This window comes from Agrobacterium sp. LMR679 (genome assembly GCF_027157905.1).
In the GTDB taxonomy this organism is placed as follows: domain Bacteria; phylum Pseudomonadota; class Alphaproteobacteria; order Rhizobiales; family Rhizobiaceae; genus Agrobacterium; species Agrobacterium leguminum.
Genome location: NZ_JAPVOJ010000002.1, coordinates 1,204,855 through 1,221,077 on the forward strand (window position 1 = coordinate 1,204,855; position 16,223 = coordinate 1,221,077).

The window sequence follows — 16,223 nt, forward strand, 5'->3', positions numbered from 1 at the left end:
ACTTGACTTTCAGCCCCTTCCAACCTAGGTACTTCGCCATCGATATTTGTTTGACGACCAGAGCTTCGGCGTCTTTTTAGACGCTCACGACGATCTTTTCCTTCAAATTCGACCCAAGTCCGCACTGCTCGCAGTGCAAATACAATTGCCAACGGAAGGAAATCGTTATGGCGACTGGTACAGTAAAGTGGTTCAACGCAACCAAGGGCTACGGCTTCATTCAGCCTGACGACGGTTCGCAGGACGTATTCGTTCACATCTCCGCTGTTGAGCGCGCTGGTCTGACCGCCCTCAACGACGGCCAGAAGCTCTCCTACGAGCTGATGCAGGATCGTCGCTCGGGCAAGATGTCCGCAGGCAACCTCGTTGCTGCCTGATAAGCGCTTTGGCCCGAAAGGGTCATTCGCATGAATGGAAAGGCCGGATTTTTCCGGCCTTTTTCTTTTGCAGGAAGGGGCTGGACCGGTTGCCCTTGAAAAAGCCAGGTCACATACCAATATAGGGTTCAACAGTGCTCCGGACCGGAACTGCCGGGAATGGCGCTTTTAAAAGTGCCCCTGCTGTTGTGTTAACCAAAGATTAACCAAAGCAGCCGATCCTGAGCCGGAAAGCAGCGTCGATAAATTTGACGCGCTCTGGAGCATCAGGCCGTTTGAACGCTTTGACCACGGATGTACTGGCATTGACGGAAAACGGATGGAAAGGTCGGGCTTGCCCGGCCTTTTTGTTTATGTGCCGAGGAGGTGCCGCAAATTCGGCGCCTCCTCTTTTTCTGGTTTATTTCGCCGCGAGCGCGTCGAGAATGCGGACCCAGGAGCGGATGCCCTTGTGGAAGGACTGCAGGTCGTATTTTTCATTCGGCGAATGAATACGGTCATCGGTAAGTCCGAAGCCGACGAGCAGCGAATCCATTCCCAGCATCTTCTGGAAATCGCCGACGATAGGGATCGAGCCACCCATGCCGATGACGACGGCTGGTTTCGGCCACTCTTCCGAAAGCGCGTTTTTGGCTTTGGTCAGCACGGGCGAATCGTAAGACAGCTGGATGGCTGGTGAGCCGCCATGTTCGTGGAACTCTACGGAGCAGTCGGCGGGAATCTTCGAGCGCACATAGGCCCGGAAACTTTCGCGAATGGCCGCAGGGTCCTGCTCGCCGACAAGGCGGAAAGACACCTTGGCAGAGGCCTTGGCGGCGATCACGGTCTTGAAACCATCGCCAGTATAGCCGCCGATGATGCCATTGACTTCCGCCGTCGGCCGCGCCCAGGTCTGCTCCAGCACGGAGCGGCCCTTTTCACCCGAGGGAACCGAAAGGCCGACTTCGCCGAGGAAGGCTTCGGCCGTGCGGCCCAGCGTTTCCCAGGAGGCCTTGATGTTGGCCGGGGTTTCTTCCACGCCGTCATAAAAGTCTGCAAGCGTCACCCGGCCGGTCTCGTCGTGTAGGCCGGCGAGAATATCGGTGAGGATGTGGATGGGGTTTGCCGCCGCCCCACCGAACAGACCGGAATGCAGATCGCGGTCGGCTGCCGTGATGACGACTTCCTCGCCGACCAGGCCGCGAAGGGCTGCGGCAATGGCGGGCGTATCCCGGTCCCACATGCCGGTATCGCAGACCAGCGCATAATCGGCCTTCAGTTCTTCCGCATTGGCTTCGAGGAAAGGCTTCAGCGACGGCGAGCCGGATTCTTCTTCGCCTTCAAAAAGAATGGTGACGCGCACCGGCAGGCCGCCATTGACAGCCTTGTACGCCCGGCAGGCCTCCACGAAGGTCATCAGCTGGCCCTTGTCGTCCGCCGTTCCGCGTCCGGTAATCACCTGTCGGCCGGCGCCGATATCCTTGACGGCGGGTTCGAACGGATCGTTTTCCCAGAGCTCGAGCGGATCGACCGGCTGTACGTCATAATGGCCGTAGAAAAGCACATGCGGCGCGTCCTTGGTGGCCGCATCGTGATGCGCCACGACCATGGGGTGGCCGGCGGTATCGCGCACAGAGGCCGTAAAGCCGAGCGCCGAAAGTGTTCTGACCAGCCATTCCGCCGCCTTGCGGCATTCCGCCTTGTAAGCGGGGTCCGTCGAAATCGACGGAATACGTACGAGTTCGAACAGTCGCTCAAGGCTGGAGGTGAGATTGTCGTCGGCGGTGGAAAGAATGGGGGAAACGTCTGTCATCGCTGATCCTGTCATGTCTGTCGTGACCCGGCGATAAGACGAAACATCCGGGCATCGCGCATCGCGGGAAACAAGGGGGCCGGCGCGTCGTGAATCGGCAAACGTGCGGCCGCCGGAACGATAGAGCAGTTCAGGGAAAGTGCGAAGCGGTTTCGGGCTGTAATTGCTATTTCGCTTTTTTGGCGCTTTCGATCGCCCGGCGCATATATTCCAGCAGAAGCTGTCTCTCGAAACGCCGGAACTCCTTCAGCAGCGCGTCTTCGGTGGCTTCGGAGGCGGCAATGGCGTTGGCTTCCAGATCCCTGCCGCGCTGGGTCAGCTCGATGATCTGGGCACGGCGGTCGCTTGGATGGGATTTGCGGACGATCAGCCCGTCACGTTCCATGCGCGAGAGCGTATTGGCGAGCGTCGCCTGTTCGACATCGATTCTATCGAGCAATTGTCTCTGGGTCAGGCCGTCCTCATGCCAGAGTTCGATGAGGATGGGGAATTGTCCGGGCGAGAAACCCAGGGCGGCGGCTCTTTTCTGCAGCGCCATGGTGAATTCCCGCGCCATTTTCGAAGCGAGATAGATTGCCGATTCGTCCCGGGAAAAACCCATTTTTCCGCCCATAAAGCATCACGGCCGGCTCAGCCCGGCAATTCGATAGCGCGATATATATCGCATGATATGTTTAAGCCAGCCCGAAACGGCGCATAAAATAAAACCGCCATGGCCGGGAGGGGTCGGCCATGGCGGTCATATTGGAGGACAAAGGCCCGGAGAGGGGGAAAGGCCTTTGTCCGGTCTGACGCGGCGGGGGACGAGCCAGCTATCAGACTACGGCGTGATCAGGCGCCGTCCCTTATGAAATGTGTCTGCAAATGCGGCTTTTCAAGGGAAGGGCGGATTACAAATCGGTAACGTTCAGGTGAATTTTGCAGGCCTGTGCTACCGCTTCATTCCCCGCTCTTTACGGTGCGTTGTGCGAAGTTTCGGTAGACGTCAAAACGGCCCCGCGCTATCCATGCTACCCATGAAAAAAGGCGATCATCTCTTCCTCGTTGACGGTTCCGGTTTCATTTTCCGGGCCTTCCATGCAATCCCGCCGCTGAACCGCAAGTCGGACGGGCTGCCGGTCAACGCCGTCTCCGGTTTCTGCAACATGTTGTGGAAGCTGCTGAAGGATGCGCGCAATACCGATGTCGGGGTGACGCCGACCCATTTTGCGGTGATTTTCGACTATTCGTCGAAGACTTTCCGCAACGAACTTTATGATCTCTACAAGGCCAACCGCACCGCGCCGCCGGAAGATCTGGTGCCGCAATTCGGCCTGATCCGTGAGGCGACGCGCGCCTTCAACCTTCCTTGCATCGAGACGGAAGGCTTCGAGGCGGACGATATCATCGCCACCTATGCCCGGCAGGCCGAGGCGATCGGCGCCGATGTTACGATCATCTCCTCCGACAAGGATCTGATGCAGCTCGTTACGGCCAATGTACACATGTACGACGCCATGAAGGACAAGCAGATCGGCATTCCGGACGTTGTCGAAAAGTGGGGCGTAGGCCCCGAAAAGATGATCGACCTGCAGGCGATGACCGGCGATTCCACCGATAATGTTCCGGGCATTCCCGGCATCGGGCCGAAGACGGCGGCGCAATTGCTGGAGGAATATGGCGATCTCGATACGCTGCTGGCGCGAGCGGGCGAAATAAAGCAGCAGAAGCGCCGGGAAAATATCATCGCCAATGCGGAGCTTGCCCGCCTTTCCAGACAGCTCGTGGCGCTCAGAACCGATGTGCCGCTGGATCAGTCTCTCGAAGCGCTGGTGCTCGAATCGCAGAACGGCCCAAAACTGATCGCCTTCCTGAAGGCAATGGAATTCACGACGTTGACACGCCGGGTTGCCGAGGCGACCGAAACCGACGCTTCCGCCATCGACCCTGCCAATGTGCCGGTACAATGGGGTGCCGATGCCCATGGTCCCGATCTCGATGCGCCGGCCGCCGCCGTTAAGGTTGGCGAAGTGGCCACTAACGCCGCTGGCGCTTCGGCTTCGCCTGCCGCTCCGGCAAGGAAAGTAACGGGGGAGGGCAGCGCGCCCGCCGATCTCGCCACAGCGCGACAGACGCTTTTTTCCGCCGCCAAGATCGATACGACCGCCTATCTGACGATCAGGGACCTTGCGACGCTCGACCGCTGGATCGCGGCGGCCCGGGAGACGGGCGTCGTCGCCTTCGATACGGAGACGACCTCGCTCGACCCGATGCAGGCGGAGCTTGTCGGTTTTTCTCTGGCCATTGCCGATAACGGCAAGGACGCCACGGGCACCGATATCCGCGCCGCTTACGTTCCTTTGACGCACAAGACCGGTTCGGGCGGCGATCTCTTCAGCGACGGCATCAGAATGGCGGAGGGGCAGGTGCCTTTTGCCGAAGCGCTGGAGCGCCTGAAGGACCTGCTCGAGGACGAAGCCGTTCTGAAGGTCGCGCAGAACCTGAAATATGACTATCTGCTGATGAAACGCCACGGCGTCGTCATGCAGAGCTTCGACGACACGATGCTGATTTCTTATGTCCTCGAGGCCGGCAAGGCCACGCATGGCATGGATTCGCTGTCCGAACGCTGGCTCGGCCACACGCCGATCGCCTATAAGGACGTGGCGGGATCGGGCAAGTCGAGCGTCACCTTCGATTTTGTCGATATCGACAAGGCAACCGCTTATGCTGCGGAAGATGCCGATGTGACCCTGCGGCTCTGGATGGCGCTGAAGCCGAGGCTTGTCTCGGAACGACTGACCAAGGTTTATGAGCGGCTGGAGCGCCCCCTTGTGCCGGTTCTGGCGCACATGGAAGAGCGCGGCATCACCGTCGACCGGCAGATTCTCTCGCGTCTTTCCGGCGAACTCGCCCAGAAGGCCGCGTCCTTCGAAGAGGAAATTTACGAGCTGGCAGGCGAGCGTTTCAACATCGGATCGCCAAAGCAGCTCGGCGATATTCTGTTTGGCAAGATGGGGCTGCCGGGCGGTTCCAAGACCAAGACCGGCCAATGGTCGACATCGGCGCAGGTTCTCGAAGATCTTGCGGCGGAAGGTATCGAACTGCCGCGCAAGATCGTCGACTGGCGGCAGCTGACGAAGCTGAAATCGACCTATACGGATGCGCTGCCCGGATATATCCATCCCGAGACGAAACGGGTGCATACGTCCTATGCGCTCGCCTCCACCACCACCGGACGCCTGTCTTCCTCGGAGCCGAACCTTCAGAATATCCCGGTTCGCACGGCGGAAGGGCGCAAGATCCGCACGGCCTTCATCACCACGCCAGGACATAAGCTTCTGTCGGCCGATTACAGCCAGATCGAGCTGCGCGTGCTGGCCCATGTCGCCGATATTCCGCAGCTGCGCAATGCCTTTGAAAACGATATCGACATTCACGCCATGACGGCTTCGGAAATGTTCGGCGTGCCCGTGGAAGGCATGCCGTCGGAAGTGCGCCGCCGCGCCAAGGCCATCAACTTCGGCATCATCTACGGCATTTCCGCCTTTGGTCTTGCCAATCAGCTCGGCATCGCCCGCTCTGAAGCCGGCGACTATATCAAGAAATATTTCGAGCGTTTTCCCGGCATTCGCGACTATATGGAAGCGACCAAAGTCTTCGCCCGCGAAAACGGCTATGTCGAAACGATTTTCGGCCGCCGCGCGCATTATCCGGAAATCCGCTCTTCCAACCCTTCGGTGAAAGCCTTCAACGAGCGCGCGGCCATCAACGCGCCGATTCAGGGCTCCGCTGCCGATATCATCCGCCGCGCCATGGTCCGCATCGAGCCTGCGCTGGAGGCGGAAAAGCTTTCCGCCCGCATGCTTTTGCAGGTGCACGACGAACTCATCTTCGAGGTCGAGGAAGCGGAAATCGAAAAGACCCTGCCGGTCGTCGTCTCCGTGATGGAAAACGCGGCCATGCCGGCGATTTCCATGAAGGTGCCGCTCAAGGTGGATGCACGTGCGGCTGACAATTGGGATGAGGCGCACTGATCGCTCAATGACCGGCGGATGTCATTGCTTTGTCGCGTGCGGGGACTAGGGGAAACGTCTCACAAGGAGTTTCCCATGCACGCCCCGCGCGTCTCGAAAGATCTCGACTATATTTCCGCCGCCAACCACGATCAGCCGCCGCGCCATCTCGGCAGCCGCTTCAACGCGGATGGCGAGTTTCTGCCCGACTCGGGCAACACGGTCGTCTGCCATCTTGTCGAGGGATCGCAGACTGAAAAGGCGATCATTGCGACCCGCCAGTGTTTTCTAGATATGGCCGAGGCGCCGCAGCTCGCCTTCACCTCCATTTCCAGCCTGCACATGACGGTATTCCAGGGTGTCAACGATTTGCGACGCACACTTCCCTATTGGCCGAGCGAAATGCCGCTCGATGCGTCGGTGGATGCGATGACGGACTACTATCGCGACCGTCTTTCCGCCTTTCCAGCTTTGCCGGCCTTCAACATGCAGGTTACGAGCCTGCGCCCCGTGGGACTGGTGATGAAGGGCGCAACCGCCGAGGACGATCGGATTGTGGCTCTCTGGCGGGATACATTCGCCGATTTCTTCGGCTACCGACATCCTGATCATGACACTTACGAATTTCACATCACCCTGTCCTACATCATCCGCTGGTTCGAGCCGGAGTGCCTGCCGCGCTGGCAGGCGATGCTCGACGAGGAACTGGAAAAGCTGCGCGCCGCCGCACCGGTCATAGAGATGCGACCGCCAGCTTTCTGTGAATTTAAGGACATGAACCACTTCAACGAGCGTATCGTTTTCGATAAGACGTGAGCCGTGATTTGTGATGCCTGAGGGTGGCTTGCCACGCTCATTCCGTTGAATCGGAAAAAATGTGCGTCAGGGCTGGTCAAAGCCCGTTTGGGCATGTATAAGCGCGCCAAATTTCCGATATCGAGACATCCGACATTCGGCCTTTGGTTCTGGCCGGTTCCGTTGTTTCGCCGCTTAAGTGGAGTAACAAAAATGGCTGTACCAAAAAGAAAAACAAGCCCGTCCAAGCGCGGTATGCGCCGCTCGGCTGACGGTCTCAAGTCTGCGACCTACGTTGAAGACAAGAACTCCGGCGAACTGCGCCGTCCGCACCATATCGATCTGAAGACCGGTATGTATCGCGGCCGTCAGGTTCTGACGCCGAAGGAAAGCGCATAAGCTTTTCTGAAATCATCTTTGCAAAAAACCGGTCCTTGTGGCCGGTTTTTTGTTTTCGGGACCGTCCACCTGCCTTTTCCGCTCACTTGGAAAATTCGGTCACTCCTCCTACACTCTTTCAGGGAGAGCAGGTTTCGATGCCTGCAACAGGAGGGGAGCTTCGGTGAAATATCGCTGGATTGTGTTGATGCTTCTCAGCCTCGGCCTCGGTTACGGCGCCGTGACGAGAGGTGGCGGCATCATAGCGGAAAGCTATTTCGGCGAAATGTCCGAGCAGGGCCGCACGACGCTGCGGCTGGCCGTCTCTGCTCTCGGCGGGCTTTTGAACCGTTACGAGCCGCTGCCGGCCCTGATTGCCGATCACGACGACATTGAGGAGCTGGTCGCACATCCCAAGGATGCCGAACTGCGCCAGCGCGCCAATGTCTACCTCAAATCCATCAACACCCTGCTGGAATCCTCCGATATCTACATCATCACGCTGGACGGGGAGACCATCGCCGCCAGCAACTATGATGGTCCCACAAGTTTCGTCGGTGAGAATTTCAGCTACCGTCCCTATTTCCAGGATGCAGCCAAAGGCTTCCAGTCACGCTTCTTCGCGCTTGGCACCACCTCCCACAAGCGTGGCTATTATTTTTCAGCGCCCATTCTCTTCAACGAGGAGATCAAGGGTGTCATCGTCTTCAAGGTCGATATTGAAGGCATAGAGGCGTCATTCGGCGATGGCGAGAACCGAATTCTGGTATCGGACCCCGAAGGCATCATCTTCATGACCGGAACGCCGCAATGGCTTTATTCCGGCCTGATGCCGCTGACACCCGAAAGGCTGGCGCGAACGGAGACTTCCCGCCGCTACGCCAATGCCACCCTTAAGGAATTGCCCCTGAAAAACGGCAACTTCGGTTCGCATCAGCTGATGACGATCAGTCAGGATGACGGTGAAAGGGAATATATGGTCCTGTCGCAGCCGATGCCGGACGCGGGCTGGACAGTCAGCGTGCTGATGGACACGGGTTCGCTCCGAACGCAGGTAAAGACGGCGATGATAGCCATCATCCTCTGCCTGTGTCTTGCTGCCGCTCTCATCGCCGCCATGCTGCAAAGGCGGCGGCGTCTGCGGGAACGCCTGACCCATCAGGCTGAGGCCCAGGCGGAACTGGAACGCCGGGTGGAGGAGCGCACCGCTGATCTGGCGCGGGTCAATCAGGAGATCGAACACGAAGTCGCCGAGCGCCGCCAGACGGAAAAACAATTGCGCAAGATGCAGAACGATCTGGTGCAGGCGGGCAAGCTCGCAGCGCTCGGGCAGATGTCGGCAGCGTTGTCGCATGAGTTCAATCAGCCGCTTGCAGCCGCCAAGAACTACGCCGAAAACGCCTCGCTGCTCGTGGAGCGGGGACGGCTGGAGGAGGTGACGGAAAACCTCAGGCGCATTTCGGGCCTTATCGATCGCATGGCCTCCATCAGCAAGCATCTCAGGAATTTCGCCCGCAAGCCCAATGAAAAAATGGCCGCAGTAAGTCTGGAAACCGTCCTTCGCGATACGCTCGAAATCGTCGGTGCGCGGCTGAAGGCCGCCGATGCGGTGCTGGATGTGGATCTCGGTCGGGTGCCGCTTGCCGTGAAGGCTGGCCCGGTGCGCCTGCAGCAGGTGCTTGTCAACATCATCTCCAATGCTGCCGATGCGGTGGAGGGGCGCGAGGATCGCCGCATTGCGCTGCGGGCCGTGCAGCATGGCCAGTCGGTGTCGATTTTCATTCGTGATCGCGGTCCGGGCGTGCCGGCGGCAATTTCAGAACGCATTTTCGATCCCTTCTTCACCACCAAGGGCGTGGGGCGCGGCCTCGGTCTTGGCCTGTCCATTTCCTATAATATCATCAAGGATTTTGGCGGCCAGCTCCGCGTCAGGAACCAGGAAGAGGGCGGGGCTGAGTTCGAGATCGAATTGCCAGCCGCCGCCTGGCGCGTGGAGGCGGCTGCGGAATGACCATGTCACGGGTTCTGTTGATCGATGACGAGGAAGAACTGCGCTTTTCCACCGCGCAGGCGCTGGAGCTTTCCGGCTTTGCCGTCACCATGCTGGCAAGCGCAGAACATGCGCTCGAACTCATCGGCTACAGCTTCGACGGTGTCGTGGTCAGCGATATCAGGATGCCCGGCATGGATGGCATGACGCTGCTGCAGAAGGTGCGGGAGCTCGATCCTGAAATACCCGTCATCCTGATGACCGGGCATGGCGATGTGCAGCTCGCGGTCAACGCCATGCGCAATGGCGCCTATGATTTCATCGAGAAGCCGTTTACGCCGCAATATCTCGCCGGCATCATCAAAAGAGCGAATGACCGGCGGGCTCTGGTGCTGGAAAACCGCCGCCTCAAGGCGGTAGCGGGCAAGCATGACGATCTCGAAACGCGTCTGCCCGGCAGAACCCAGATCATGGTCGATCTGCGGTATCGTATCCGCGCCATCGGTGCGACGGACGCCGATACGCTGATCGTCGGGGACACGGGCGCGGGCAAGGAGGTGGTGGCGCGGGCGCTGCACGATATCAGCGCCAGAGCCAACCGGCCCTTCGTTGCGATCAATTGCGCCGCCCTTCCGCAGACACTGATTGAAAGTGAACTATTCGGCCATGAGGCCGGTGCGTTTCCCGGAGCGCTGCGCCCGCGCTACGGCAAGTTCGAACATGCTCGCGGCGGCACCATTTTGCTGGATGAGATCGGCTCCATGCCCTTCGAATTGCAGGGCCGATTCCTGCGTGTCTTGCAGGAACGGGTGATTACCCGTCTCGGCTCGAATGAAACGGTCGAACTCGATGTCCGTTTCATCGCCACCAGCAAGGTCGATCTGGAACAGGAGGTCGCAGCTGGCCGGTTCCGTGCCGATCTTCTTTATCGGCTCAACGTGGCGACACTTCTCGTGCCATCGCTCTCGCAGCGCAGCGCAGATATACCGCTACTTTTCCTGCATCTCGTGCGGGAAGCCGCTGCCCGTTACGGGCGGGAAGACATGGAGGTGCCGCAAAGTCTGCTTTCGGCCGTCTCCCTGCGCGAGTGGCCAGGCAATGTGCGTGAATTGCGCAATGCCGCGGACCGCTTCGTTCTCGGTCTGGAAAGTGATGTTTCCGAAGCCTCGCTGCCGTTTCAGGATGACGGAAAAGCGGCCCTTTCCGCACGGGTCGCGGCTTATGAAAAAAGCCTGATCGCACATGCAATCGCCGCACACGGCGGAAATCTGAAATCCGTCTATGAGAATCTCGGCATTTCGCGCAAAACGCTCTACGAAAAAATGCAGAAATACGGGCTGCACCGGCACATGACCGAGGTCTGATGGGTGGATTCCCACCCATGGATGAGCCCCTATGGGTAGAAATCCACCCATTGCTGTTCAGGGATAGCAATAAAAGCGCACCTCACAACGAGACCGCCATTGCTGAACGGCGATCCCGGATCGCAAATATCTCACCCCGGTCGCCATGGAGGAGCATGCGCGGCTGAAGTGGCGAACATTTTCATCCGGGAGGAATCGATGAAAATACTGAAGACAGTCACCGGCCTTGCTGCCGCCGCTGCCGTTTCCCTTTTTGCGCTGTCCGCATCCGCTCAGAACTATCCCGAGCGCAACATCACCATGGTCGTGCCCTTTGCCGCTGGCGGCCCCACGGATACGGTCGCGCGTCTTGTCGCTGAATCCATGTCGAAGGATCTCGGCCAGCAGATCATCGTCGAAAATGTCGGCGGCGCAGGCGGCACGCTGGGTGCCGGTCGTGTGGCATCGTCAGATCCGGACGGTTACACCGTCCTTCTCCACCATATCGGCATGGCGACAAGCGCCACGCTTTACCGCAAGCTTGCCTATGACACGCTGAACGCCTTCGAATATGTCGGTCTGGTCACCGAAGTGCCGATGACCATCCTGTCGCGCAAGAACCTCGAGACGACGGATCTGAAAGGTCTGATCGAATACGCCAAGGCGAACAAGGACAAGGTCACCGTCGCCAATGCCGGCATCGGCGCTGCCTCGCATCTTTGCGGCATGCTGTTCATGAGCGCCATCGAAACCCCGCTCGTCACCGTTCCCTATAAGGGCACCGGTCCGGCCATGACCGATCTGCTCGGCGGCCAGGTTGACATCATGTGCGACCAGACCACCAACACCACCAAACAGATCCAGGGCGGAACCGTGAAAGCCTATGCCGTGACCACGGCCAAGCGGCTGGACGTGCTGCCGGACGTGCCGACGGTTGTCGAAGCGGGCCTGCCGAAGCTCGAAGTGGGTATCTGGCACGGCATCTATACGCCGAAGGGCACGCCTGCGGAAATCAACGAAAAACTCTCCAAGTCGCTGCAGGTCGCGCTGAAGGACAAGAATGTCGCGGCTCGTTTTGCCGAACTCGGCACCACGCCCTCGTCGGAAGGCGATGCCACGCCTGCGGCGCTGAAGGCCAAGCTTGAAAGCGAAATCGCGCGCTGGAAGCCGGTGATCGAGGCTGCCGGCCAATATGCCGACTAATGGTCAAAACAATTGCCGGCGGCACTATGTCGCCGGCTTTTTGCCATGGATTTACTGCATCGGCGCAAAACTCGATCCCGATTTTTGCAGGCACGATGCGCGGTCTTAGGAGGCTAGAGCGTCCTTGGTGCGTTCGGAAGAATGCACGGCGCTCTGAATGCGGAGCGGCATGTTGCCGGCCGCAGTGGAGGGGCATCTTTCATGAAGTCGTTTTTCATTGATCCTGCCGAAGCAGTCTGCGGGGCAATTTTTATTGGGCTTGGCGCGTTTTTTGCGCTGCAGTCCTTTGGGCTGGAGATCGGGACCGCCTTTCGGATGGGGCCGGGCTATTTCCCGCTCGTTTTGGCGATCATTCTGGTTCTGCTCGGTGGGGTGATATTCCTGCGGTCCACGCGCGTACAGGGTGAGGCTGTCGGGGCCATTGCCTGGCGGGGAATATTTTTCATTCTGCCCGCGCCGATCTTCTTCGGCCTAACTGTCCGGGGCCTCGGTTTCGTGCCGGCGCTTTTTTCAGCGCCCTCATCGCAGCCTTTGCCTCGCACAAGATGAACCCGTTCATGGCAGTCATTCTTTCTGCGGCCATCACGGTCTTTTCCGTCGCTGTTTTCAACTACGGTCTCGGCCTGCCGTTCCAGCGCTTCGGCCCCTGGCTTAAATTTTGAGGTGCCGTGATGGATTTGCTCGATAATCTCGCTCTCGGTTTCGTCACGGCATCTTCGCTGGCAAACCTGTTCTTCTGCCTGATCGGCGTGCTGCTCGGCACCCTGATCGGTGTGCTGCCCGGCATCGGCGCGACGGCGACCATCGCCATGCTGCTGCCGATTACCTTCCAGCTCGAGCCCGTCTCGTCGCTGATCATGCTCGCCGGCATTTATTACGGCGCGCAATATGGCGGTTCGACCACCGCCATCCTGATCAACATGCCCGGCGAATCGTCCTCTGCCGTCACGGCTATCGATGGTTACCAGATGGCGCGCAAGGGCAAGGCGGGCGCCGCACTCGCCATCGCCGCCATCGGCTCCTTCTTTGCCGGCACGGTTTCCACGTTCCTCGTGGCAATCTTCGCTCCGCCTCTGACCGCAATTGCGCTGGAATTCGGCGCGGCGGAATATTTCTCGCTGATGGTCGTCGGCCTCGTTTCATCCATTGCGCTTGCCCATGGCTCCATCGTCAAGGCGCTGGCCATGGTCGTGCTGGGCCTGCTGCTGGGTTTGGTCGGCACCGATATCTATAGCGGTACGCCGCGTTTTACCCTCGGCATCCGCGAATATGCCGATGGTCTGAACTTCGTGGCCGTGGCCGTCGGCGTATTCGGTATCGCCGAAATCCTGCGCAACCTCGAAAACGAGCGCACCCGTTCGGTGCTGATCGCCAAGGTCAGCGGGCTGATGCCGACACGGGAGGATTTCAGGAAAATGATCGCGCCGGTGCTGCGCGGCACGGTCATTGGTTCCGCTCTCGGCATTCTTCCGGGCGGCGGCGCGATCCTTGCGGCCTTCGCTTCCTACACGGTGGAAAAACGCGTCTCCAAGAACCCGGAAGAATTCGGGCATGGCGCGGTTGCCGGCGTGGCCGGTCCGGAATCCGCCAACAATGCAGGCGCCCAGACCTCCTTCATCCCGCTGCTCACGCTCGGCATTCCCGCCAATCCGGTGATGGCGCTGATGATCGGCGCGATGATCATTCAGGGTATCGTGCCGGGTCCGAACGTCGCGACCGAACAGCCGGCGCTGTTCTGGGGCATCATCGCCTCCATGTGGATCGGCAACCTGATGCTCGTCATCCTGAACCTGCCGCTGATCGGTCTGTGGGTGAAGCTGCTGACGGTGCCCTATTACGTGCTGTTCCCCATCATCATGGCCTTCTGCGCCATCGGGGTCTACAGCGTGAATTCCAACGTCTTCGATCTCTATGCCGTCGCCTTCTTCGGCTTCATCGGTTACGTGCTGGTGAAGCTACGCTGCGAGCCTGCGCCGCTGCTCCTGGGCTTCGTGCTTGGGCCGCTGCTGGAGGAGAACCTGCGCCGCGCCATGATCCTGTCGCGCGGCGATCCGACCACCTTCGTCACCCGGCCGATCAGCGCCACCCTGCTCTTCATTGCTCTGGCCGTGCTGATCGTCGTCTTCCTGCCCAGCGTGAAGAAGAAGCGTGAAGAGGTTTTCGTAGAAGAAGACTGAGGAATGCCAAAGACTCGGATGCCGGCGATGGAAACATCGCCGGCTTTTTCCGTTTCTGGATCGCCATGACGAATTCGCTTTACCAAAGCGACATATGGTTGACTCGGAAGCTTTTAGGCCCAAGGAAGGGCTGGAAAGAGAGGTCGATATGACGTCGGAAACCGAAAAACGGATCATCGCGCTCGAGGAGACGGCCGCGCATCAGGCCAAGGTGATAGAGGAACTATCCGATCAGCTGGCGGAACAGTGGAAGGTGGTGGAGCAGACCCGCGCCAAGCTCGACCGCCTGACGGAGAGGTTCCTGAGCCTGGAGGAGCAATCGCTGGACGCGCCCGCGATTACTCGACCGCCGCATTATTGACAGGGAAGAGCCAATGAAAAACGACACCGCCGCGCTGGCCGCCGATATCGTCGATTTCTGGAAGAAGGCCGGACCGGACAAGTGGTTCGACAAGGATGCCGCCTTTGACAGTCATTTCCATGATCGTTTCCGCGATGCCCATTTTGCAGCAGCACGGCGTGAACTGGACGACTGGCTGGAGGGCGCGGAAAGCAGTCTCGCGCTTATGCTTCTGCTGGATCAGTTTCCGCGCAACTGCTTTCGTGGCACCGCGCACATGTATGCAACCGACCCGCTGGCGCGGCTCTTTGCCGACGAGGCCATCCGCCGTGGCCACGATCAGGCGGTGGGCGAGGATTTGCGCGTTTTCTTCTATCTGCCCTTTTCCCATGCGGAGGATATCAAGGCCCAGCAGCGTGCCTGCGTCCTGAACCAGCCGCTTTGCGGACTTTATCTTCACCATGCCGAAGAACATCGCGATATCGTCGAGCGTTTCGGCCGCTTTCCGCATCGTAACGACATATTGCTGCGGGAAACGACACCAGAGGAACGGCACTATCTGGAGGAAGGCGGCTTTTCCGGTTGAGCCAAAAACGAAAACGCCGCCAGTCCCGAAGGGTGGCGGCGTTCATAAAGCATGGGAGCGGCGACAATCAGCCGTCGAAGAATTCCTTCATCCGGGCGAAGAAGCCCGTTGATTCCGGATTGTTCTCCTTGGAGGAGAGTTGCTCGAACTCCTGCAACAGCTCGCGCTGACGCTTGCTGAGTTTCTGCGGCGTTTCGATCTGGATCTGGATATAGAGGTCGCCCGTCTGCGCCGAACGCAGAACCGGCATGCCCTTACCCTTCAGACGGAACTGCTTGCCCGGTTGGGTGCCTTCCGGAACCGTAACGCGCGATTTGGTGCCGTCGAGCGTGGTAACATCGAAAGTGCCGCCAAGTGCCGCCGTCGTCATGGAGATCGGCACGGTGCAATAAAGGTCGGCGCCGTCGCGCTGGAAGAATTCATGCGGACGCACGGACAGGAAGATGTAGAGATCGCCCGCCGGACCGCCACGCATGCCGGCCTCGCCTTCGCCCTGCAGGCGAATGCGGGTGCCGTCCTCGATGCCCGAGGGAATGTTGACGGAAAGCGAACGCTCTTCGGTTACGCGGCCCTGACCGTGGCACTTGCCGCAGGGATCGGAGATCGTCTGCCCGCGACCATGGCAGGTGGGGCAGGTGCGTTCCACCGAGAAGAAGCCCTGTGCCGCGCGCACGCGGCCGGAACCCTGACAGGTGGCGCAGGTCTTCGGCTGCGTGCCGGGCTTTGCGCCCGAGCCGGAACAGACATCGCAGGTGATCGAGGTGGGAACCCTGATCTGCGCCGTCTTGCCGGTGAAGGCCTCTTCCAGCGTGATTTCCATATTGTAGCGAAGGTCGGCGCCGCGCTCGCGTCCGCCGGAAGAGCGGCGCGCACGGCCGCCGCCCATCATCTCGCCGAAGATGTCTTCGAAAATATCCGAGAAGCCGCCATTGGCGAAACCGCCGCCGCCAAAGCCGCCACCGCCGCCCATGCCGCCATTTTCAAAGGCCGCATGGCCGAAACGGTCATAGGCCGCGCGCTTCTGCGGATCCTTCAGCGTTTCATAGGCTTCGTTGATTTCCTTGAACTTCCGTTCGGAATCGGCATCGTCCGGGTTCTTGTCCGGATGGTATTTCATCGCGAGTTTGCGGAAGGCGCTTTTCAGCTCTTTTTCGTCCGCGGTCTTGCTGACGCCAAGTGTTTCGTAAAAGTCTGCTTTCGCCATTAAGTTAACAAGCCCCGCAAATGGATTTCCGGCTGCACGTCGG

At 59.5% G+C, this 16,223-nt stretch carries 13 protein-coding genes and 1 pseudogene; 11 read left to right on the forward strand and 3 right to left on the reverse strand.

Features of this window, described 5'->3' with window-relative positions; translation table 11 throughout:
- Positions 1 to 167: 167 nt before the first annotated feature.
- Positions 168 to 377, forward strand: coding sequence for a cold-shock protein (locus O3W47_RS16500; RefSeq protein ID WP_003492998.1), 210 nt, complete (start codon positions 168 to 170; stop codon positions 375 to 377).
- Between the two features lie 400 nt (positions 378 to 777).
- Here the strand turns inward: O3W47_RS16500 and O3W47_RS16505 are convergent, their stop codons facing one another.
- Positions 778 to 2,169: a dipeptidase gene (locus O3W47_RS16505; protein WP_080818420.1), complete on the reverse strand. Its 1,392-nt coding sequence runs from the start codon at positions 2,167 to 2,169 to the stop codon at positions 778 to 780.
- A 166-nt stretch (positions 2,170 to 2,335) separates the two neighbouring features.
- Positions 2,336 to 2,770: a MarR family winged helix-turn-helix transcriptional regulator gene (locus tag O3W47_RS16510; RefSeq protein ID WP_162936757.1), complete on the reverse strand. Its 435-nt coding sequence runs from the start codon at positions 2,768 to 2,770 to the stop codon at positions 2,336 to 2,338.
- A 415-nt stretch (positions 2,771 to 3,185) separates the two neighbouring features.
- On the opposite strand from O3W47_RS16510, the gene polA reads away from it, so the two are divergent.
- The 10 genes and pseudogenes from polA to O3W47_RS16560 all read left to right on the forward strand — a co-directional run bounded on the left by polA (position 3,186) and on the right by O3W47_RS16560 (position 14,976).
- The gene (gene polA, locus O3W47_RS16515; RefSeq protein ID WP_269314163.1) at positions 3,186 to 6,185 is read left to right on the forward strand and encodes a DNA polymerase I; all 3,000 of its coding nucleotides are present in this window, start codon (positions 3,186 to 3,188) and stop codon (positions 6,183 to 6,185) included.
- Between the two features lie 75 nt (positions 6,186 to 6,260).
- Positions 6,261 to 6,980, forward strand: a complete 720-nt coding sequence (locus O3W47_RS16520) for a DUF1868 domain-containing protein (protein WP_269314164.1) — start codon at positions 6,261 to 6,263, stop codon at positions 6,978 to 6,980.
- A 192-nt stretch (positions 6,981 to 7,172) separates the two neighbouring features.
- Positions 7,173 to 7,358 (forward strand): 50S ribosomal protein L32, encoded by a 186-nt coding sequence (rpmF, locus tag O3W47_RS16525; protein ID WP_003507205.1) that lies wholly within the window; start codon positions 7,173 to 7,175, stop codon positions 7,356 to 7,358.
- A 187-nt stretch (positions 7,359 to 7,545) separates the two neighbouring features.
- Positions 7,546 to 9,348: a sensor histidine kinase gene (locus O3W47_RS16530; RefSeq protein WP_269314850.1), complete on the forward strand. Its 1,803-nt coding sequence runs from the start codon at positions 7,546 to 7,548 to the stop codon at positions 9,346 to 9,348.
- Positions 9,345 to 10,691 (forward strand): sigma-54-dependent transcriptional regulator, encoded by a 1,347-nt coding sequence (locus O3W47_RS16535; RefSeq protein WP_059758958.1) that lies wholly within the window; start codon positions 9,345 to 9,347, stop codon positions 10,689 to 10,691. The genes O3W47_RS16530 and O3W47_RS16535 overlap by 4 nt, the downstream gene beginning before the upstream one ends.
- A gap of 198 nt (positions 10,692 to 10,889) precedes the next feature.
- The gene (locus tag O3W47_RS16540) at positions 10,890 to 11,873 is read left to right on the forward strand and encodes a tripartite tricarboxylate transporter substrate-binding protein (protein WP_137452532.1); all 984 of its coding nucleotides are present in this window, start codon (positions 10,890 to 10,892) and stop codon (positions 11,871 to 11,873) included.
- Positions 11,874 to 12,074: 201 nt separating this feature from the next.
- Positions 12,075 to 12,535: pseudogene (locus tag O3W47_RS16545) on the forward strand (tripartite tricarboxylate transporter TctB family protein).
- A 9-nt stretch (positions 12,536 to 12,544) separates the two neighbouring features.
- Positions 12,545 to 14,050: a tripartite tricarboxylate transporter permease gene (locus O3W47_RS16550; protein WP_059758961.1), complete on the forward strand. Its 1,506-nt coding sequence runs from the start codon at positions 12,545 to 12,547 to the stop codon at positions 14,048 to 14,050.
- Between the two features lie 148 nt (positions 14,051 to 14,198).
- Positions 14,199 to 14,411 carry a SlyX family protein gene (locus O3W47_RS16555; RefSeq protein ID WP_059759493.1) on the forward strand — a complete coding sequence of 71 codons (213 nt, stop codon included), beginning with the start codon at positions 14,199 to 14,201 and terminating at the stop codon, positions 14,409 to 14,411.
- Positions 14,412 to 14,424: 13 nt separating this feature from the next.
- Entirely contained in the window at positions 14,425 to 14,976 is a 552-nt protein-coding gene (locus O3W47_RS16560) for a DUF924 family protein (protein ID WP_269314166.1), read from the forward strand.
- A gap of 67 nt (positions 14,977 to 15,043) precedes the next feature.
- Here O3W47_RS16560 and dnaJ read toward each other — a convergent pair whose 3' ends face one another.
- The gene (gene dnaJ, locus O3W47_RS16565; protein WP_004439156.1) at positions 15,044 to 16,180 is read right to left on the reverse strand and encodes a molecular chaperone DnaJ; all 1,137 of its coding nucleotides are present in this window, start codon (positions 16,178 to 16,180) and stop codon (positions 15,044 to 15,046) included.
- Between the last annotated feature and the right edge of the window lie 43 nt (positions 16,181 to 16,223).